This window comes from Rhodobacter maritimus (genome assembly GCF_058747975.1).
Genome location: NZ_CM179095.1, coordinates 439495 through 457890 on the forward strand (window position 1 = coordinate 439495; position 18396 = coordinate 457890).

At 66.7% G+C, this 18396-nt stretch carries 18 protein-coding genes; 12 read left to right on the forward strand and 6 right to left on the reverse strand.

Annotation, left to right across the window (positions count from 1 at the left end; all coding sequences use genetic code 11):
- Positions 1 to 95 precede the first annotated feature (95 nt).
- On the forward strand, positions 96 to 1553 hold the full coding sequence (locus AC4PTO_RS02230) for an efflux RND transporter periplasmic adaptor subunit (protein ID WP_492731442.1): 1458 nt from the start codon (positions 96 to 98) through the stop codon (positions 1551 to 1553).
- A gap of 2 nt (positions 1554 to 1555) precedes the next feature.
- Positions 1556 to 4903, forward strand: coding sequence for an efflux RND transporter permease subunit (locus tag AC4PTO_RS02235; RefSeq protein WP_492731444.1), 3348 nt, complete (start codon positions 1556 to 1558; stop codon positions 4901 to 4903).
- Here AC4PTO_RS02235 and AC4PTO_RS02240 read toward each other — a convergent pair.
- The gene (locus AC4PTO_RS02240) at positions 4884 to 5687 is read right to left on the reverse strand and encodes a protein-disulfide reductase DsbD domain-containing protein (RefSeq protein ID WP_492731446.1); all 804 of its coding nucleotides are present in this window, start codon (positions 5685 to 5687) and stop codon (positions 4884 to 4886) included. The two genes, AC4PTO_RS02235 and AC4PTO_RS02240, sit on opposite strands and share 20 nt — an antisense overlap.
- A 142-nt stretch (positions 5688 to 5829) precedes the next feature.
- Between AC4PTO_RS02240 and AC4PTO_RS02245 the strand changes: the two genes are divergently transcribed.
- Entirely contained in the window at positions 5830 to 6405 is a 576-nt protein-coding gene (locus AC4PTO_RS02245; RefSeq protein ID WP_492731448.1) for a YqgE/AlgH family protein, read from the forward strand.
- Between the two features lie 9 nt (positions 6406 to 6414).
- Here AC4PTO_RS02245 and AC4PTO_RS02250 read toward each other — a convergent pair whose 3' ends face one another.
- A complete protein-coding gene (locus AC4PTO_RS02250) occupies positions 6415 to 7377 on the reverse strand; it encodes an L-threonylcarbamoyladenylate synthase (protein WP_492731450.1) in 963 nt (320 codons plus the stop codon).
- Positions 7378 to 7502: 125 nt separating this feature from the next.
- Here AC4PTO_RS02250 and AC4PTO_RS02255 point away from each other — a divergent pair, with 125 nt between their 5' ends.
- From AC4PTO_RS02255 to AC4PTO_RS02275, 5 genes are read left to right on the forward strand one after another with little or no spacing between them, the layout of a single operon-like run.
- Complete coding sequence (locus AC4PTO_RS02255) at positions 7503 to 9194, forward strand: acyl-CoA dehydrogenase family protein (RefSeq protein ID WP_492731452.1); 1692 nt, start codon at positions 7503 to 7505, stop codon at positions 9192 to 9194.
- Positions 9191 to 10237 carry an MBL fold metallo-hydrolase gene (locus AC4PTO_RS02260; RefSeq protein ID WP_492731454.1) on the forward strand — a complete coding sequence of 349 codons (1047 nt, stop codon included), beginning with the start codon at positions 9191 to 9193 and terminating at the stop codon, positions 10235 to 10237. The genes AC4PTO_RS02255 and AC4PTO_RS02260 overlap by 4 nt, the downstream gene beginning before the upstream one ends.
- Positions 10234 to 10701 carry a DUF6173 family protein gene (locus AC4PTO_RS02265; RefSeq protein WP_492731456.1) on the forward strand — a complete coding sequence of 156 codons (468 nt, stop codon included), beginning with the start codon at positions 10234 to 10236 and terminating at the stop codon, positions 10699 to 10701. The genes AC4PTO_RS02260 and AC4PTO_RS02265 overlap by 4 nt, the downstream gene beginning before the upstream one ends.
- A 58-nt stretch (positions 10702 to 10759) precedes the next feature.
- Positions 10760 to 10894, forward strand: coding sequence for an aa3-type cytochrome c oxidase subunit IV (locus tag AC4PTO_RS02270; protein WP_492731458.1), 135 nt, complete (start codon positions 10760 to 10762; stop codon positions 10892 to 10894).
- Positions 10895 to 10933: 39 nt separating this feature from the next.
- A complete protein-coding gene (locus tag AC4PTO_RS02275; protein ID WP_492731460.1) occupies positions 10934 to 11545 on the forward strand; it encodes a hypothetical protein in 612 nt (203 codons plus the stop codon).
- 10 nt (positions 11546 to 11555) lie between these two features.
- Here the strand turns inward: AC4PTO_RS02275 and AC4PTO_RS02280 are convergent, their stop codons facing one another.
- On the reverse strand, positions 11556 to 11885 hold the full coding sequence (locus tag AC4PTO_RS02280; protein WP_492731462.1) for an AzlD domain-containing protein: 330 nt from the start codon (positions 11883 to 11885) through the stop codon (positions 11556 to 11558).
- Between the two features lie 2 nt (positions 11886 to 11887).
- Positions 11888 to 12601: an AzlC family ABC transporter permease gene (locus AC4PTO_RS02285; RefSeq protein ID WP_492731464.1), complete on the reverse strand. Its 714-nt coding sequence runs from the start codon at positions 12599 to 12601 to the stop codon at positions 11888 to 11890.
- 106 nt (positions 12602 to 12707) lie between these two features.
- On the opposite strand from AC4PTO_RS02285, the gene mobA reads away from it, so the two are divergent.
- Both mobA and AC4PTO_RS02295 read left to right on the forward strand, forming a co-directional pair.
- Positions 12708 to 13337 carry a molybdenum cofactor guanylyltransferase MobA gene (gene mobA / locus AC4PTO_RS02290; protein WP_492731466.1) on the forward strand — a complete coding sequence of 210 codons (630 nt, stop codon included), beginning with the start codon at positions 12708 to 12710 and terminating at the stop codon, positions 13335 to 13337.
- Complete coding sequence (locus tag AC4PTO_RS02295) at positions 13334 to 13918, forward strand: GNAT family N-acetyltransferase (RefSeq protein WP_492731468.1); 585 nt, start codon at positions 13334 to 13336, stop codon at positions 13916 to 13918. Before mobA ends, AC4PTO_RS02295 begins: the two co-directional genes overlap by 4 nt.
- Before the next feature lie 15 nt (positions 13919 to 13933).
- Here AC4PTO_RS02295 and AC4PTO_RS02300 read toward each other — a convergent pair whose 3' ends face one another.
- Together AC4PTO_RS02300 and greA are read right to left on the reverse strand one after the other, a co-directional pair.
- On the reverse strand, positions 13934 to 14965 hold the full coding sequence (locus AC4PTO_RS02300) for a hypothetical protein (RefSeq protein ID WP_492731470.1): 1032 nt from the start codon (positions 14963 to 14965) through the stop codon (positions 13934 to 13936).
- 18 nt (positions 14966 to 14983) lie between these two features.
- Complete coding sequence (gene greA, locus AC4PTO_RS02305; protein WP_492731473.1) at positions 14984 to 15454, reverse strand: transcription elongation factor GreA; 471 nt, start codon at positions 15452 to 15454, stop codon at positions 14984 to 14986.
- Positions 15455 to 15598: 144 nt separating this feature from the next.
- Between greA and AC4PTO_RS02310 the strand changes: the two genes are divergently transcribed.
- Positions 15599 to 16579 carry a phosphatase PAP2 family protein gene (locus AC4PTO_RS02310; protein WP_492731476.1) on the forward strand — a complete coding sequence of 327 codons (981 nt, stop codon included), beginning with the start codon at positions 15599 to 15601 and terminating at the stop codon, positions 16577 to 16579.
- A 74-nt stretch (positions 16580 to 16653) separates the two neighbouring features.
- Positions 16654 to 18315 (forward strand): electron transfer flavoprotein-ubiquinone oxidoreductase, encoded by a 1662-nt coding sequence (locus AC4PTO_RS02315; protein WP_492733501.1) that lies wholly within the window; start codon positions 16654 to 16656, stop codon positions 18313 to 18315.
- The last annotated feature ends 81 nt before the right edge of the window (positions 18316 to 18396 follow it).

Sequence of the window (18396 nt, forward strand, 5' to 3'; positions counted from 1 at the left end):
GAAGGATTGCTAGGCTGTGGTTGCGCCGCGCGCGGTGTTGCAGCGATTATGCCTGCACGCGCGATGCATGACGGGGAAGTTGGAAGATGCGGTTCATGGCACGAAGCCTTCTGGGGTTGTTCCTGCTTGCCCTGACCATCGGGTTGCTGGGGCTGGCGGCTTTTGCGGCAAAGAACGTGATCGACCAGCGGCGGGCCGAAAAGGCGCGCCCACGCCCCGCGCAGGAACGGGTGATGGCTGCCAATGTCGTCGCACTGGAATTCGAACGTATCGTTCCGGTCCTGACTGCTTATGGAGAGGTGCAGTCGACACGACGGCTGGAATTGCGCGCGGCGACCGGCGGGACGATCATCGAGCTTGCTCCGGATTTCGAGGATGGTGCGGCGGTCTCGAAGGGCGCGCTTTTGCTGCGGCTCGATCCCGCAGAGGCGACCGCCGCGCATGAGAGCGCAAAGGCCAATCTCTCGGACGCGCGCGCGACGCTGGCCGAGGCGACCCGCGCGCTCGGGATCGCGCGCGACGATCTGGCGGCGGCCGAACGGCAGGCCGAACTGCGCCAGCAGGCCCTTGCGCGCCAGAAAGAGATCGACACCCGCGGCCTTGGGCGCGCCGCCGATACCGAAACCGCGCAACTGGCGGCAAGTGCGGCCGAGCAGGCGGTGCTGACCCGCCGCTCTGCGCTGTCGCAGGCCGAAGCGCGGCTGGATCAGGCGCAGACCGCCGTGGTGCGTTCCCAGATCGCGCTGTCCGAAGCCGCGCGCAAGCTGGCCGATACCGAGATCCGGGCCGAGTTCGACGGGTTGCTGTCGGGTGTCAGTGCGGTGCCGGGCGGCCTTCTTGCCACCAACGAGCAACTGGGGGAGCTGATCGACCCGACCGCGCTCGAGGTGGCGTTCCGGGTGTCGACCGCGCAATTCGCGCGTTTCGTGGGGGATGACGGGCAACTGGCCCCGGCGCAGGCCGAGGTGGTTCTGGATGTGATGGGGGCCGAACTTGCCGCGACCGCGCGGCTGACCCGTGTCGGCGCGGCGGTCGAGGCCGGGCAGACCGGGCGACTGCTTTACGCCCGGATCGAGACCGGGGCGGCCGGCTTTCGCGCGGGGGATTTCGTGACCGTCCGGCTGGCCGAACCGCCGCTGGACAATGTGGCTATGGTGCCCGCCTCGGCGGTCGACGCGAAAGGCACCGTCCTTGTCGTCGGGACGGATGAGCGTCTTGGCGAAGCCCCGGTCGAGGTGCTGCGCCGTCAGGGCGATGCCGTGATCATCCGCGCCACGGCGCTGAAGCCCGGGCAAGAGATCGTGTCCGAGCGCACCCCGCTTCTTGGCACCGGGCTGAAGGTCCGCCCGATGCGGCCCGATGCCGGGGCCGCCGCGCCGACCGCGCCGGCGACCATCGCGCTTGACCCCGAGCGCCGCGCCCGCCTCATCGCCTATGTCGAAGGCAACAGTGCCATGCCCGCCGAGGCCAAGGCCCGCATCATGGGGCAGCTGCAGCAGGACGAGGTTCCCATGCAGGTCGTCGAGCGGCTGGAACAGCGGATGGGGGGCTAGGCATGGCCGCCGACGCTCTGCCCCCGCCGCGTGGCCTGATCGCGCATTTCACCCGCCACAAGACGCTGGCGAATATCGTGCTGGTGATGCTGATCTGCGCGGGTCTGGCCGCGATGCCGCGGCTCCGCGCGCAGTTTTTTCCCGATTCCATCGTCGAGGAGGTCACCGTCTCGGTCGTGTGGGATGGCGCAGGCGCCGAGGATGTAGACCGAGCCATCGTGCAGGTCCTCGAACCCTCGCTTCTGGTCGTCGAGGGTGTCGAGGCCACGGAAAGCCGCGCGACCGAAGGGGTGGCCCGCATTACGCTGGAATTCGAGCCCGGCTGGGACATGGGCCGCGCCGTCGATGACGTCGAGGCCGCGCTGACCCTTGCGGGCGATCTGCCCGAGGATGCTGAAACCCCCGAGGTCACGCGCGGGGTCTGGCGCGATACGGTGACGGATGTGGTGATCACCGGGCCGCTTTCGGTCGAGCAGCTGGGCCGGCTGGCCGATGAACTGGTGGTCCGGCTTTATGCCGTGGGGGTCACGCGAACGACGGTGCAGGGCCTTGCCGCGCCCGAAACGCTGGTCGAGGTGCCCGCCGTCAACATGATCGCGCATGACGTGACCATGGCCGAGATCGCCGCCGTGATCGGTGCCGAGGCCAGCACCCTGCCGGCGGGCGACGTGGCCGGCGGGGCCGCGCGCGTGCGCACCGGGCAGGAAAAGCGCGACGCGGCGCAGATCGCGGCGCTGGTGCTGCGTTCGCAAACCGACGGCACGAAGCTGACCGTGGGCGATGTCGCGCGCATCCGGGTCGAGGGGGTGGACCGTGCGCGGGCCTATTATGTGGGCGGCGATCCGGCGATGACGATCAACGTGGCGCGCTCGGACAAGGGCGACGCCATTGCGCTTCAGCACGAGGTCGAGGCCGCCGTCGCCGAGATGGAACTGACGCTGCCCCATGGCGTGACCATCGACCTGATCCGCACTCGCTCGGACCAGATCACGCAGCGGCTTCAACTGCTTTTGAAGAACGGGGCGATGGGGCTTGGGCTGGTGCTGGTGCTGTTGTTCCTGTTCTTAAACGCGCGCACGGCCTTCTGGGTGGCGATGGGCATTCCCACCTCGATGATGGCAGCGATCGCGGCGATGTATGTCGCGGGGATGACGATCAACATGATCTCGCTTTTCGCGCTGATCATCACGCTGGGGATCGTGGTCGACGATGCGATCGTGGTGGGCGAGCACGCGGATTTCCGGCGCCGCACCCTTGGTGAGCGCGCCGTGCTTGCGGCCGAGAACGGCGCGCGGCGCATGGCGGCGCCGGTCTTCGCCTCGACCATGACCACGGTGATCGCCTTTGCCGGGCTGATGGTGATCGGGGGGCAAATGGGCAATGTCGTCTTCGACATTCCCTTCACGGTGATCGCGGTTCTTGCCGCCTCGCTGATCGAATGTTTCCTGATCCTGCCGAACCACATGGCCCATGCCCTCAGCCGCAGCCATGACGGCGCCTGGTATGACTGGCCCTCGCGGCAGGTGAACCGCGGGCTGGACTGGGTGCGGCGCGTCATCATGCGGCCGCTGACGCGCGCGGTCATCGTGGCGCGCTACCCGGTGCTGGCGGGGGCGGTGGCGCTTCTGACCTGGCAGGTCGGCTTCGTGATGACCGGCAAGGTGCAGTGGCGCTTCTTCAACGCCCCCGAACAGGGTTCGGTCTCGGGCGCGTTCGCCATGCTGGCCGGGGCCGGGCGCGAGGACACGCTGGAGATGATGCAAGCCCTTCAGGGCGCTGTGGACGAGATTGCCGCGAAGTATGAGGCCGAATACGGGACCAATCCGGTGGAATATGCCATCGCGCAGGTCGGCGGCGCCTCGGGGCGGGCGCTTGCCTCGGCCGACAGCAAGGATGCCGATCTTCTGGGCTCGATCGCGATCGAGCTGATCGATTCCGACTTCCGTCCCTATTCCTCGTTCGAGTTCATTGCGGCCTTGCAGGATGCTGTCCCGCGCCACCCCCTTCTGGAAGAGCTGAGCTTCCGCGGGTTTCGTATGGGGCCTGCGGGGGATGGGCTGGAGGTGCAGTTCACCGGGGCCGAAAGCCGGGTGCTCAAGGACGCGGCCGAAGACCTGAAGACGGCGCTTGCGAATTATCCCGAGGTTTCGGCGGTCGAGGACAACCTGGCCTATGACAAGGAGGAACTGATCCTTGGCCTCACGCCGCAGGGGGCGGCGCTTGGCTTCAGCATCGAAGGGCTGGGGCGCGAGCTGCGCACCCGTCTGAACGGGATCGAGGCCGCCAGCTTCCCTGATGGCGTCCGCTCTGCCAAGATCCGCGTCGAGGCCCCCGAGGACGAACTGGCCGCCGATTTCATGGAGCGGATGCAGTTGCGTACGCCGGGCGGAAACTGGGTTCCCCTGGCCGATATCGCGCATGTCACATCGGAAACGGGGTTCTCCACGATCCGGCGCGAAAACGGGCTGCGCCTTGTATCGGTCACGGCGGACATCTCGGAGGACGACCCCGAGCGCGCCACCCAGATCACGCGCGAGCTGGAGCAGACCATCTTGCCTCGGATCGCCGAGATGCATGGCGTGACATGGCTGATGTCCGGGTTGGCCGAGCAGGAGCGTGAATTCATGTCGGATGCGCTCATGGGGCTCGTGCTGTGCCTTGTCGGGATCTATATCGTGCTGGCCTGGATCTTTTCCAGCTGGACCCGGCCCATCGTGGTGATGTCGGTCATTCCCTTCGGGCTTATCGGTGCGATCTGGGGGCATTACCTCTGGTCGCTGCCGCTTTCGATGTTCGCGGTGGTGGGGGGGATCGGCATGGCCGGGATCATCATCAACGATGCCATCGTGCTGATCTCGACCGTCGATGAATATGCCCGCAGCCGCGGTCTTGTGCCCGCCATCGTGGACGCGGTGGCCGACCGGCTGCGGCCGGTCCTGCTGACCACGATGACGACGGTGCTGGGCCTTGCGCCGATGCTCTATGAGACCTCGAGCGCAGCGCTGTTCCTGAAATCGACGGTGATCACGCTGGTCTACGGGCTGGGCTTCGGCATGGTGATCGTGCTGGTCGTGGTTCCGGCCGTTCTGGCGGTTCAGCAGGATGTCGGCCGCCAGGTCCGGGCGTTGCGGCGCGGCGTGCGCGTGCCGGGGGTGCGGGCTGTGCTGGGGGGCGTGGCGGCGGTGCTGGCCGCAGGCTTCGCGCTGACCATGGGGCGGGCGATGCTGGCGGGCGGCGGGGTCGGGGCGGCCTATGCCGGTTTCGCGGCGGTTGCGCTTGCGGTGGTGGCCCTGGGCGGCATCGTGGCGCCCCGGCTTCTGCGTGGCCGGATTACTCGGCGCAGCCCCTGATCTCCACGGCGGTGTCGCCACTGAGCACCGTGATCAGCAGATCCTGGCGGTCCAGCGCGAAAGGCTGGGCGTTCTCGGGGACGAATTCGGCCATCGCGGTCAGGGTGTTGCCATCCCGATGCGCCACCGAATCCGACACCCAGACCGGGGTCGAGGCAAGCTCGAACAGCGCGACCTCTTCCTGCCCGGTCGGGGGCAGGTCCATCATCGCGGTCACGCGCACCCCGTCCGAGATCGGCTCGATCATGCAGCGGGCATGGTCGGGGCGCGGTTCGGGCCGGTCCAGCAGGGCCGTGCGGATCGCCTCGTCCGGGGCGCCGGGGCCATCGAGATCGGCCGACAGCGCAACCGAGACCGGCACGCAGATTTCCTGGCAGATGCCGAAATCGAGATCGGCCGACAGGCTGATCGGCTTGGCCGGGTCCGCAGGCCGGATCTCGATCGGCAGGATCAGCTCGTCGTCATACCCGACCGAGCGCATGCCGTTCTGGTCGAACACCTCGGGCGTGGGCCAGAAGAAGGTCACGTCGGCAAGGTTCTCTGACCGAGCGAAGTTGAACTGCGGCGGGATGCCCGCATCGCCCGGTGCGCGCCAGTAGGTCTTCCAGCCGGCGTCCAGCGCGATGCGCAGCGCCACCATGCGGCTACCCGACGGGGTCTGCCAGCCGCCAAGCACCTCGGCGCGCTGCATGCCGGGCGGCAGGTCGTCCATCTGCTGGGCAATGGCAGGCGGTGCTGCGCCAAGCGCAACGCAAAGGACGGGAAGGGCAAGAAGCGGTTTCATGCCCCTCCGATAACGCCGCGGGCCCCTCAAGGCAAAGTCACAAAAGCGCCATCAGGGGTGTGTTGTGCGGCTTTGCCACAGGCCGCCCCTTGCACTGCGGGGCCGCGCGCGCGATCTTTAGGACATGGGGGTAGCAGGGCCTATGGATCTGACGGGTAAGCTTCTGATCGCGATGCCGGGGATGGGCGATCCCCGTTTCGAGCATGGCGTTGTCCTGATCGGCGCGCATGGTGCGGATGGCGCCATGGGGCTGATCGTGAACAAACCCCTGCATCGCCCCAGTTTTTCCGAGCTTCTGGCCCAGATCGGCGTGGCTGAGGCCCCCGCGATCGCAAGCGACCGGCCGGGCCCCGCGTTTCCGCCCGTTCTGTTCGGCGGGCCCGTGGAAACCTCGCGCGGGTTTGTTCTGCATTCGTCGGAATGGCAGGGCAGGGGCGAAAGCATGGCGATCTCGGACGATCTTCACATGACCGCGACGCGCGACGTGCTTGAGGCGATCGGCCTTGGCACCGGCCCGCGGCGGGCGGTTCTGGCGCTTGGCTATGCGGGCTGGGGGGCGGGGCAGCTCGAATCAGAGATCCTGGCCAATGGCTGGCTGACGGTCGAGCGTGATGACAACCTTATCTTCGACCGCGATCACGAAACGAAATGGGCGCGCGCGCTGCGTGCCCTCGGGGTGGACCCGATGACGCTGTCGGCTGCTGCGGGGCGGGCCTAGGGGCCGGCCTTAAGGACGGGGGGCCGCCGCGCGGCGCAGCCGGTCGTTGATGGCGCGTCCGAGGCCGGTTTCGGGAACCGGCGCCACCGCGATCCGGGCCGTGCCGCGCGCGGCGGCAAGCGCGTCGGCCGCGCGCAGGGTGGCAAACAGGTTCGCCGCCGCCTCGACCAGATCGCCATGCGCCGACAGTGTCAGTTCCGCCCCGGCGCAATCGCGGCCAAAGCCGATCCAGACCTCGCCCGGTTCGGGCGCCCGGGCCAGAAGGCGCAGCTGCGCGCCCGGCGCGTAATGCGAGGAAAGCTGACCCGGCGCAGTGGGCTTCGCGGCATCCCCGCCGGTTGCCAGCGGGCCGCCAAGACAGGCCTCCAGCGCCTCGGCCGGAATGCCGCCGGGGCGCAGGAGGGTCGGCGGATCGGGCAGCAGGATCGTGGATTCGAGCCCCACCGCACAGGCCCCGCCATCCAGCACCGCCGCGATGCGCCCGCCCAGCCCCTCGGTCACATGTTCGGGCCGCGTCGGGCTGATCTTTCCCGACATGTTGGCCGAGGGCGCGGCCAGCGGCCCGCCGAAGGCGCGCAGCAGCGCCTGCGCCACCGGATGGGCGGGAATGCGGATCGCCACCGTATCGAGCCCCGCGGTCACCAGATCCGAGATCCCCGATCCCGCGCGCAGCGGAAGCACGAGGCTGAGCGGTCCGGGCCAGAAGGCCGCGGCCAGGCGTTCGGCCTCGGGGCCGATCCGGGCGATGGCGCGCGCGGCCTCCAGATCGGGCAGATGCACGATCAGCGGGTTGAAGCGCGGCCGGCCCTTCGCCTCGAAGATCCGCGCGACCGCCATGTCCGAGCGCGCGTCGCCGCCAAGGCCATAGACCGTCTCGGTCGGAAAGGCGACAAGCTCGCCCTTGCGCAGCAGCGCGGCGGCGGCGGCAAGGCCGTCGGGATCGGGGCCAAAGGTTCGGGTTTCCACAGGCATGGGCATTTCGTGACGCAGCGTTGATGTTGAAGGGAACTGACCTTGCGGTAACCTGTCCCGGACAGATCAGCAGACATACGCGTCACCCGGCCCCTTGCCAAGACCGACGCGAAAGGGAGCATATAATGCCATATCGTTCGCCCGTCGCGGATTTCCGCTTCATTCTGGACCATGTCGTTCCGCTGGCCCCGGTGGCCGGGACCAGCCGCTTCGCCGAGGCCACGCCCGAGACCGTCGAGGCGATCCTGACCGAGGCCGCGCGGATGTGCGACGAGGTTCTGGCGCCGCTCAACCGGGCGGGGGATCTGACGCCCGCGCGCCTTGAGAACGGCGTGGTGCGCAGCTCTCCGGGGTTTGCCGAAGGGTTCGGCGCGATCGCCGAGGGCGGCTGGGTCGCGCTGGCGGCCGATCCGGAATATGGCGGCATGGGGCTGCCGCAGACGCTCAATATCGTGCTGAACGACATGATGTCGGCCGCGTGCATGGCGCTGCAACTCAACCCGCTGCTGACCCAGGGCCAGATCGAGGCGCTGGAGCATCACGGAAGCGACGAGATCAAGGCGACCTACCTGCCCAAGCTGATTTCCGGGGAATGGTCGGGCACCATGAACCTGACCGAGCCGCAGGCCGGTTCGGATGTGGGCGCGCTGCGCAGCAAGGCCGAGCCGAAGGGCGATGGCAGCTATGCCATCACCGGGCAGAAGATCTTCATCACCTGGGGCGATTGCGACTTTGTCGGCAATGTCTGCCACCTGGTTCTGGCGCGGCTGCCCGACGGCGGCCCCGGCACGCGGGGGATCAGCCTGTTCATGGTGCCCAAGTTCATTCCCGATGCCGATGGCAATCCCGGTGTCGCCAACAGCCTCAAGGTCGTCAGCATCGAGCACAAGATGGGGCTGCACGGCTCTCCGACCTGCGTCATGAGCTTCGAGGGCGCGACGGGCTGGCTTGTGGGCGAGCCGCACAAGGGCATGGCCGCCATGTTCACCATGATGAACAACGCGCGTCTTGCGGTGGGCGTGCAGGGCGTGGGCGTGGCCGAGGCGGCCTATCAGATGGCCGCCGAATATGCCCGCGACCGCGCGCAGATGGGGGCGATCATCGACCATGCCGATGTGCGCCGCATGCTGGCCACGATGAAGGCCGAGGTCTTTGCCGCGCGCTCCATCGCGCTGGCCTGCGCGGTCTCGCTCGATATGGGGCGCGCGACGGGGGATGCGGACTGGCAGGCCCGCGCGGCGCTTCTGACGCCGATCGCCAAGGCCTATGGTTCGGATACCGGGATGGCGGTCTCCGAGACCTGTGTGCAGGTGCATGGCGGCATGGGCTTCGTCGAGGAAACGGGTGCCGCGCAGTTCTACCGCGATGTGCGCGTGGCCGCGATCTATGAGGGCACGAACGGCATTCAGGCGATGGACCTTGTGGGCCGCAAGATGATGGATGCGGGCGCCGCCGCCTTCCGTCTTCTGCAAGAGGTCGAGGACGAGGCGAAGGCCGCGCGCGATGTCCTGCCCGATCTTGCAGGCGATGTCTGGGCCGCGGCCGAGACCCTGCGCGAGGCGACCGAATGGCTGGTGGCGCAGGAAAATCAGGATCGCTTCGCAGGCGCGGTGCCCTATCTGCGGGCCTTCGCGCGGGTGCTGGGGGCCTATTACCACCTCAAGGCCGCCATCGCCGAGGGGGCGAAGGGCCCGCGCACCGCGCTTGCGCGCGTCTATGTGCGCCGCCTTCTGCCGCAGCACGCCGCCGCCATTGCCGAGGCCAAGGAGGGCGCGGCGGGGCTTTATGCGCTTTCCGTGGACGATCTGGTCGCATGACGGCCCCGCGCCCCGCGGGGATCCATGCGCCATGGGCCACGCCGCCCGATCCGGGCAGCGTGACCGAGATCGCGCCCGGCGCCTTCTGGGTGCGGCTGCCGCTGCCGATGGCGCTTGACCATGTGAACTGTTTCGCCTTCGACGAGGGCGGCAGCTGGACCCTGGTCGATCCGGGCATGGACACGCCCAAGTGCCGCGCGGTGTGGGAGGCGGTCCTGTCCGGGCCGCTTGCGGGCAAGCCCGTCGGCCGGATCATCGTCACGCATCATCACCCCGATCATATCGGCCTTGCCGGGTGGTTCATGGCGCGGGGGGCCGAGCTTTGGACCACGCGCACCAGCTGGCTTTTCGCGCGCATGCTGGTGCTGGACGAACAGCCCGCGGCCACCGCCGAAACGGTCGGGTTCTGGCGCCGCGCGGGAATGGCCCCCGACCTGATGGCGCGCCGCGCGGCCGAGCGGCCCTTCAACTTCGCCGATATGGTGCACCCGCTGCCGCTTGGCTACCGGCGGATCGCCGAGGGCGAGGTTCTGGCGATCGGCGGGCGGGAATGGCGCGTGCATACGGGCGATGGCCATGCCCCCGAACATGCCACCTTCTGGAGCCTTTCGGATGACCTGGTGATCGGCGGGGACCAGCTTCTGCCCTCGATCTCCGCCAATCTGGGGGTCTATGCGACCGAGCCGCTGGCCGATCCGGTCGCGGAATGGCTGACCTCTTGCGCGCGCTTTGCCGGGATCGCCGAGGATCGCCATCTGGTGCTGCCGGGCCACAAGCTGCCCTTCACCGGCCTTCCGCTGCGCCTGGGGCAGATGATCGACAACCACCTCGGCGCGCTCGGGCGTCTGCGCAAGCTGTTGCGGGATCAGCCCCGCAGCGCGGTCGAGTGCTTCCCTGCGCTGTTCAAGCGTCCCATAGGCGAGGCGGAATATGGCCTTGCCCTGGTCGAGGCGGTGGCGCATCTGAACCATCTGTTGCACAAGAAAGAGGTCAGCCGGACCTTGCGATCCGAGGACGGCCCCTGGATCTGGAGCGTGCCATGAAGGAAATCCGAACCACCGCCGAAGCGCATGAGGACAGCGCGATCCCCTGCGCGCATGTCGTGCACACCGCCGAGGACGCGCCCGCCACGGTGGAAAACCTGCCCTTCCCGCCCGAGCTTTCGCGGGAGCCGCTGGGGGACAAGAGCCCCGCGCAATGGGCCTATGAGCGGATCGTTCTGTATATCCAGAACTTCGAACAGCAGCTGGATTCGGACCACGAGGTCGCACTTGGCCTGACCGGGGCGGCGGCGGGCGTGCTGCGTATCGAAGGGATCGGCTATTTCGCCCCCGACATCCTGACCTTCTACGGCCGGGACGAGGAAGGCGCGCGCACGCAGCTGATCCAGCATGTCAGCCAACTGAACGTGATGCTGATCGCCGCGACCAAGGCGCCCGAGCTTGAGGCGCCCCGCCGCATCGGCTTTCGTCTGGCCAAGGGGCTCGAGTCCTCCAAGGGGACGTGACAGGCCCTGCCGGATGCGCTATCCGAAACCCTGGGAGAACATTTGAGGGAGCAAGCCCATGGCGCAACACGAAACGGGAAGCATGGACATCCGTGCCCAGGAAAAGACATTTGCAGGTTTTGTGAAATTCGTGACCTGGTCGGTGGTTGTCATTCTGGGCGTTCTGGTGTTTCTCGCTCTGGCAAACGGCTGATCTCGGCCGGATAAGGGAATGGTGAAGGGGGTCAGGCAGATGCGCCTGTTTTTCATCTGTCTGGCTTTGCCGCTGTTTCTGGCGGCCTGTGGCGGCGGCGAACATGTCTGGGCCAGCGACGAAGAAGTCCAGCGGGCCGCCTATTCCACCGGGCTGCCCCCCTCGGTCACCCTCTATACCGTCATCGGAACCACCACCGGCGCGGGCGGGCATTCCGCGCTGATGATCGACGGGCGCGAACGCATCATGTTCGACCCGGCGGGAAGCTGGTATCACCCCTGGATTCCGGAACGCAACGACGTGCATTACGGCGTGACCGAGCGGATGCGAAAATTCTATATCGACTATCACGCGCGGGAGACGTGGTTCGTGCGCGAACAGAACGTCCCCGTCACGCCCGAGGTCGCGGCCCTTCTGCGCGCCCGCGCCGAGGCGCATGGCCCCACCGGCAAGATGATGTGTTCGAACGCGGTCGTGACGATCCTGCGCGGCGCACCGGGCTTCGAATCGATCCCGGCGACCTTCTCGCCGCTCAAGCTTTCGGCGGCCTTCGCCAAGCTTCCCGGCGCGACCAGCAAGGATCATTACGACGGCGATCCGGCAAACAATTCCGGCGTTCTGATGGTTCAGCAGAAACAGGACGTGCGCTGAGGCCCGCGCCTCAGCCCAGAAGGTAAAGCCCGAGGTAAAGCGCCATGAGGCCGCCCACGATGGCGGCCAGCGTGTTGCGCGTGACCAGCCCGATCAGCACCGTCACGCAGGCCGCGATCAGGCGCGGGGCATCGAACGCCCCGCCCGTCGCCTGCGGCCACAGCACCAGCGGCGCGACAAGGCCGGGCAGCACGGCCACGGGCGTATAGCGCAGGTAGCGCAGCGCCCAGTCCGGCAGCGGCCGCCGGCCGAGCATGCCAAGGAACGAATAGCGCAGGAAGAACGTGCCGATCCCCAGAAGCACGATGATCAGCCATATCTCGAAGGAAGAGTAGTTCATGATCATGCCCTGCGCCCGTTCATCCAGATCTCGACCTGCGCGCCCGTCATCATGGCCAGGACGGCGGCGATCAGAAGCCCGGTTCCCGCCGGCAGGAAGGCCAGCAGCAGCGCCACCAGTATCGACACGAACGCCGCCGCGATATGCGCCAGCGTGCGCATGATCGGCGCCAGCATGGCAAGGAAGGTGATCGGCACCGCGAAGTCGAGGGCGAATTCCGGCGGAATCGCACGCCCCAGCACCGCGCCGAGCCATGTGGAGAAATACCATTGCGGGCAGATCGGGGTGCAGGCCCCGGCATAATAGGCGATCTTCTCGGCAAGGCTCTGATCGGGGCGTTTTTCGTATTCCTGTGCGGCCAGGGTATAGCTTTGGTCGACCATGAAATAGGCGATCAGGGCGCGCACGCCGGTCGGGGCGGCGCCAAGATGCGGCGCGAGCGAGGCGGAATACATCGCCATCCGCAGATTGACGGCAAGCGAGGTGGCCAGGACCGCGATGACGGGGGCATTGTCGGTCATCAGCTGGACGGCGGTGAATTGCGACGCCCCGGCAATCACCAGGATCGAGAAGCCCATGACCTCGGCAAGGTTGAGCCCGGCCTCGGTGCCCGCCACGCCGAACATCAGCCCGAACGGCACGATGACCAGAAGGAACGGCAAACCGCCACGGAAACCGCGCCAATATGCGCGGCGGATCGAAGATGTTTCAGACATTTGTCTTGCCCGGTCAGGATTGATAGGCCATGCCTGCACGGCCTTGCCGACAGTCTTAGCGGCTGTCAGGACGGATGCAAGGTGTGGTGCGGCGGAAAGGGGCGGCATGCGGGTCGTTGGGCTTATCCTTGCGGGCGGACAGGGGCGCCGGATGGGCGGGCGCGACAAGGCGTTCCTGATGCTGGGCGGCCGGCCGCTTGTGGGCCATGTGCTGGCGCGGTTCGCGCCGCAGGTGGAGGGGGTTGCGATCTCTGCGAATGGCGATGCGTCCCGCTTCGCGCCCTTCGCGGTGCCGGTCCTGCCCGATGCCTGCGGGCAGATGGGCGAAGGCCCCCTGGCCGGTGTGCTGGCCGGTCTTGACTGGGCGCGCGCGCAAGGGGCCGACATGCTGGCAACGATTCCGGTGGACTTGCCGTTCCTGCCCCGCGACCTTGTGGCCCGGCTTTGCGCCGCGGCGGCGGTGCAGGTGCCGCCGGGCGCGGCGGTTGCGCTTTGCGGCGGGCGGCGTCATCCGACCTCGGCGCTTTGGCCGGTGGCGATGCGCGATGGGCTGGCCAGTCTTTTCGCCGCCGGAGAGCGGCGCATGCAGGCCGCGCTTTCCACCGCGGCAGAGATTCGCTTTGATGTCGCGGACGGCGGCGCCGACCCGTTCGAGAACCTCAATACGCCCGAGGATCTGGTCCGTGCCGAAGCCCGGCTTGCCGGGGAAGGGGCCGGAAAGGGCGCGCTGTCATGAGCTACCGGATCACGCGCGGGTTGACCCATGGGCAACGCGGCGCCGCGGCGCGGCTTTACTGGCAGGCATTCGGCAGCAAGCTTGGCCGCGTGATGGGCCCCGAGCCCCGCGCCATCGGCTTCATCGAGAAGGTGCTTTGCCCCGAACATGTGCTTGCCGCCGTGGATGCCGAGGGGCAGGTGCTTGGGGTCGTCGGGTTTCGCACTTGGGCGGGGTCGTTCGTCGGCGGGTCGCACACCGATCTGGTGGCGCATTACGGCCGCTTCGGGGCGATTTGGCGTGGCGCCTGCCTGTCGGTGATCGCGCGCGATCTTCTTGCCGGAGAGCTTGTGGTCGACGGGCTTGTGGTGCGCAGCGACCGGCGCGGGGAACGGATCGGCGCCGCATTGATGCGCGCCCTTCTGGATGAGGCGCGCGCGCGCGGCTATACCGAAGTGCGGCTTGACGTGATCGGCGAGAATATCTGGGCGCGCGCACTTTACGACCGGCTTGGCTTCGTCGTGACGCAGCGCCAGGAAAGCAGGCTGACCCGGTTGATCTTCAACTACCGCTCGGCGCTGGTCATGGTGCGCCAGCTATAGGCGCGGCGGGGGCGGTCAGTCGAAGGTGCCGGTGACGCGGCCCAGAAGCATGAAGGCGCGGGCGGTGCGGGTTTCGGCCAGTTCGGCGACCTCCTGATCGGTGGCATTCTGCTCGAACTCGGCGAAGGTCTTGTCGAACTGGCGCAGGAAATGGTGCGCCGCGTCGCGGAAGATCGTGTCGTTGCGCATCCGCCCCGCGGTCAGCGCCATTGAGGAACGGTCGCGCACGCCGCCAAGGGCCGCGACCTCGCGCCCGCGCTCGCCTTGTGCGAAGCGGCGCCAGATTTCGGGGCGCGCGCGGTCGGGTTTCAGGTCGTCCATGTAGATGCCGTCCTGCGCCATCAGGTTCAGCACATCCTGCGCCGCGCGGATCAGCTTGGCGACGGTGCGGTCATCCAGTGCCCGGCGCAAGGCGCGAAATCCCTCGCGGTCTTCGGCGCTGTCGGGGAAGTTCAGGGCACGGATGAAATCGGCCACCGAGACGGGCGCGCGCAATTCATCGGCCGGGGTGCCAAGTGCCAGCGCGGGCTGGTCGTCGGCCGGGCCGCTGGGGCGTGGGGGCACAAGGGCCGCCTTGCGGTCGGCCGAGGGCTGCGTGGCCTGCGCATCCCGGCGCGAGGTGAAGGTGGCAAGCGCGGTTTCGGTCTGGCGCGCGGTCGCGGCGATCTCTTCTAGCTTCTTTTCGACGTTCTGCGCGCCGCGCGCGGACTGCTGCTGGATCCAGGCGGTGCGCATCGCCTCGACCGATTGCTTGAGTGCCTGCGCCTCGGCGCGCATCTCACGCGCGGTGCGGGCGGTGACGGCGGCCACCCAGATCATGGCGACGGGCAGAAAGATCCCCACAAGCGACATCGCAACGGTAAAGACGCTGTAGCTGCCCTCGCCCTCGGGCATCAACATGAAGAAGATCACCACAAGTGCGAACCAGATCAGCGACAGCACAAGCGCAATGCGCTCGGCGTTGCTGAGGTTCAGCGGCGCGCCAGAACGCGGCCGCGGCGTCACCGTCGAGGGAAAGCCCTTCCTTTGGGGTTTCGCATCCGCCATTGCGGTAGGCCGCCTTTCTCAGACAAACCGGACTGAAACGATTTCGTAGCTCTTGTCACCGCCTGGCGTGCGCACCTCGACGCTGTCGCCTTCGTCCTTGCCGATCAGTGCGCGTGCCAGCGGAGAGCGGATATTGAGAAGCCCGCGCTCCAGATCCGCCTCGGCCTCGCCGACGATCTGGTAAGTGCGCTCTTCGTCGCTGTCCTCGTCCACCAGCGTCACCGTGGCCCCGAACTTGACCGAGCCGGAAAGCCGCGCGGTGTCGATCACCTCGGCACGGCCGAGGATCGACTCGAGCTCCTTGATGCGGCCCTCGACGAAGCTCTGCTTTTCGCGCGCAGCATGATACTCGGCGTTTTCCGACAGGTCGCCATGTTCGCGTGCTTCTGCAATGGCCTTGATGACAGCGGGACGTTCCACCGACTTCAGGGCCTTGAGTTCATCGTCAAGCACGCCGTATCCCGCGCGCGTCATCGGTATCTTTTCCATGCGGGGGCCTCTGATCGTGATTACCGGCAAAATAACAATGGATGGCATGTAAATCCGCCTTGCGCCCGCCGTGTCAAGGGCAGGGCCGCAATTTCGCCCCAATAGTTTTCTATCGCAGGACAGTGTGTTGAAGCGGATCGTGGAATGAGCATCATTTTTCGTGGAGTTCTGGTTTATTTTCTTCTGTCGCTGGCGACGATGGCGCTGCTCTATGGCAATCTCGAGCGCGCGGTCTATGAAGCCGTGGTGACGGGCGCGGTCAATGTGACCATATTGACCGAGATCGGCTTCTGGATTGCACCCCTGCTGGTTTTTTCGCTTGTGATCGTGGGCTGGCGGATTCTGCGCAGCAGGCTGGCGGCGATGATCGTCGTTGTCGTGTCGACGGTCTTTCTTCACATGGGGTTTGCATTTTTCAAGAACGCCATCCCCGAGCTTATCCCTTACTATGCCGATCCTGTCCTTGCTGCCGCCGATCGCTGGCTCCATGCGGGCGTGGATCCGTGGCAGATCTTTCATGATTGGCTGCCGCCTGAATGGGGGCGGCGTCTGGTGGTCGTCTATCTCATGATCTGGATGATTCCCGCCCTGACATTTCCTGTCCTGCTGATGGTATTCGACCGGAACCATGACAGGGTATCACGGTATGTCTGGCTGTATTTCTGTTCATGGATTGTGCTTGGTAATGTCTGGGCGCTGGCAGGCTCTTCAGTGGGGCCGGTCTATTACGACAGGCTTCTTGGAGGGGATCGTTTTCAGGATCTGATGGCGGCCTTGCAGGCATCGGGGATCACGCAATCCCCGATCGGGCTTATTCAGGAAGCGTTGTGGCGGCGTTTTGAGGGAGGCATGATCGAACTCGGGCTGGGCATTTCTGCCTTCCCCTCCATGCATGTGGCCATTGCGGCTCTCACCGCGCTCTATCTGACCGAGCGCTCGCTTTGGCTGGCGCCGGTGGGCGTCGTGTTTCTGGGCGTCATCTTCTTCATGTCCGTCTATACCGACTATCACTATGCGCTGGACGGCTATTTCTCCATCGCGGCCGTGCTTCTGGGGAACCGGCTTCTGGTGCGTCACCAGAACCGCGTCTCTCAGGCCCGGACAATGCAAAGCATCGCCGCGTAAGAATTGCGTCATTCCTTCAGGTAAGCTAGCAACAGTCCCGAGAGCACGGGAACTGCAAGCCAGAGGAGCCGATGATGGCTGAGATCGAGCGGGAGTCGATGGAATATGATGTCGTGATTGTCGGCGGGGGGCCCTCTGGTCTTTCTGCGGCGATCCGTTTGAAGCAGATCGACGCGGATCTGAATGTCGTTGTTCTCGAGAAGGGCTCTGAGATCGGGGCGCATATCCTGTCGGGTGCGGTTCTGGACACGTCGGGTCTGGATGCGCTGCTGCCGGACTGGAAGGCGCTGGGGGCGCCGGTGACGACCGAGGTGACGCAGGACAATTTCTACGTCCTGGGCCCGGCGGGTCAGGTGCGGATCCCGAACTGGCCGATGCCGCCTTTGATGAGCAATCACGGCAAGTACATCGTCTCCATGGGCAATGTCTGCCGCTGGCTGGCCGAGCAGGCCGAGGCGCTGGGGGTGGAGGTGTTTCCCGGCATGGCGGCAAGCGCGCTGGTCTGGGCTGAGGACGGGAACGGCGCCGAGCGGGTGGCGGGCGTCGTTGCGGGCGAGATGGGGCTTGAGGCCGACGGCACGCCCGGCCCGAACTACGAGCCGGGAATGGAGCTGCTTGGCAAATATGTGATGCTGGGCGAGGGGGTGCGGGGCAGCCTGTCCAAGCAGGTGATGGCGAAGTTCGACCTGTCGCAGGGGCATTGCCCGCAGAAGTTCGGGCTTGGCATGAAGGAGATCTGGGAGATCGACCCGGCCAAGCACCGGATCGGCACGGTGACGCATACGATGGGCTGGCCGCTGGGGCGGAACGCGGGCGGCGGCTCGTTCATCTATCACCTTGAGAACAATCAGGTCTATGTGGGTTTCGTGGTGCATCTGAACTACGAGAACCCCTGGCTTTACCCCTATATGGAGTTCCAGCGTTTCAAGCATCACCCGATGGTGGCGGATCTGCTGGAGGGCGGCAAACGGGTGGCTTACGGCGCGCGGGCGATCAGCGAGGGCGGCTGGCAGTCGATCCCGAAGCTGACCTTCCCGGGGGGCGTCCTGCTGGGCTGTTCGGCGGGGCTGGTGAACGTGCCGCGGATCAAGGGCAACCACAATGCGATGCTGTCGGGGATTGCGGCGGCCGAAGCGGCGGCTGCGGCGATCGCGGCGGAGCGCGCGGGCGACGAGCTTGCGGATTACGAGGCGGACCTGCGCTCGGGCCCGGTTGCGGCGGACCTGAAGAAGGTGCGCAACGTCAAGCCGATGTGGTCGCGCTGGGGGATGCTGCCCTCGCTGGTGCTGGGCGGTCTGGACATGTGGACGAACAACCTGTTCGGGATTTCGCTGTTCGGGACGCTGAAGCATGGCAAGTCGGATGCGGCGGCCACGGGCGCGGCGGCGAAGTTCGCGCCGATCGACTATCCCAGGCCCGACGGCAAGCTAAGCTTCGACCGGCTGACGAATGTGGCGTTTTCCTTCACCAACCACGAGGAAAGCCAGCCCTGCCATCTGCAACTCAAGGACGCGACGGTGCCGATCGCGGTGAACCTGCCCAAATACGCCGAACCCGCGCAACGCTATTGCCCCGCCGGGGTCTACGAGGTGCTCGAGGGCGACGAGGGCCCGCGGTTCCAGATCAACTTCCAGAACTGCGTGCACTGCAAGACCTGCGACATCAAGGACCCCAGCCAGAACATCAACTGGACCACGCCACAGGGCGGAGACGGGCCGAACTATCCAAATATGTGAAAGGGGGCGTAACATCGCCGTGTGCAGCGGGCCGAAGGGGCGCCATCGGGCGCCCTTCGCATTGCCTTGGCCCGTCCGGGC

Coding starts and splice junctions, on each gene's coding strand:
- AC4PTO_RS02230 (WP_492731442.1), top strand. CDS start 96: ATGGCACGAAGCCTTCTGGGGTTGTTCCTGCTTGCCCTGACCATCGGG.
- AC4PTO_RS02235 (WP_492731444.1), top strand. CDS start 1,556: ATGGCCGCCGACGCTCTGCCCCCGCCGCGTGGCCTGATCGCGCATTTC.
- AC4PTO_RS02240 (WP_492731446.1), bottom strand. CDS start 5,687: ATGAAACCGCTTCTTGCCCTTCCCGTCCTTTGCGTTGCGCTTGGCGCA.
- AC4PTO_RS02245 (WP_492731448.1), top strand. CDS start 5,830: ATGGATCTGACGGGTAAGCTTCTGATCGCGATGCCGGGGATGGGCGAT.
- AC4PTO_RS02250 (WP_492731450.1), bottom strand. CDS start 7,377: ATGCCTGTGGAAACCCGAACCTTTGGCCCCGATCCCGACGGCCTTGCC.
- AC4PTO_RS02255 (WP_492731452.1), top strand. CDS start 7,503: ATGCCATATCGTTCGCCCGTCGCGGATTTCCGCTTCATTCTGGACCAT.
- AC4PTO_RS02260 (WP_492731454.1), top strand. CDS start 9,191: ATGACGGCCCCGCGCCCCGCGGGGATCCATGCGCCATGGGCCACGCCG.
- AC4PTO_RS02265 (WP_492731456.1), top strand. CDS start 10,234: ATGAAGGAAATCCGAACCACCGCCGAAGCGCATGAGGACAGCGCGATC.
- AC4PTO_RS02270 (WP_492731458.1), top strand. CDS start 10,760: ATGGCGCAACACGAAACGGGAAGCATGGACATCCGTGCCCAGGAAAAG.
- AC4PTO_RS02275 (WP_492731460.1), top strand. CDS start 10,934: ATGCGCCTGTTTTTCATCTGTCTGGCTTTGCCGCTGTTTCTGGCGGCC.
- AC4PTO_RS02280 (WP_492731462.1), bottom strand. CDS start 11,885: ATGAACTACTCTTCCTTCGAGATATGGCTGATCATCGTGCTTCTGGGG.
- AC4PTO_RS02285 (WP_492731464.1), bottom strand. CDS start 12,601: ATGTCTGAAACATCTTCGATCCGCCGCGCATATTGGCGCGGTTTCCGT.
- mobA (WP_492731466.1), top strand. CDS start 12,708: ATGCGGGTCGTTGGGCTTATCCTTGCGGGCGGACAGGGGCGCCGGATG.
- AC4PTO_RS02295 (WP_492731468.1), top strand. CDS start 13,334: ATGAGCTACCGGATCACGCGCGGGTTGACCCATGGGCAACGCGGCGCC.
- AC4PTO_RS02300 (WP_492731470.1), bottom strand. CDS start 14,965: ATGGCGGATGCGAAACCCCAAAGGAAGGGCTTTCCCTCGACGGTGACG.
- greA (WP_492731473.1), bottom strand. CDS start 15,454: ATGGAAAAGATACCGATGACGCGCGCGGGATACGGCGTGCTTGACGAT.
- AC4PTO_RS02310 (WP_492731476.1), top strand. CDS start 15,599: ATGAGCATCATTTTTCGTGGAGTTCTGGTTTATTTTCTTCTGTCGCTG.
- AC4PTO_RS02315 (WP_492733501.1), top strand. CDS start 16,654: ATGGCTGAGATCGAGCGGGAGTCGATGGAATATGATGTCGTGATTGTC.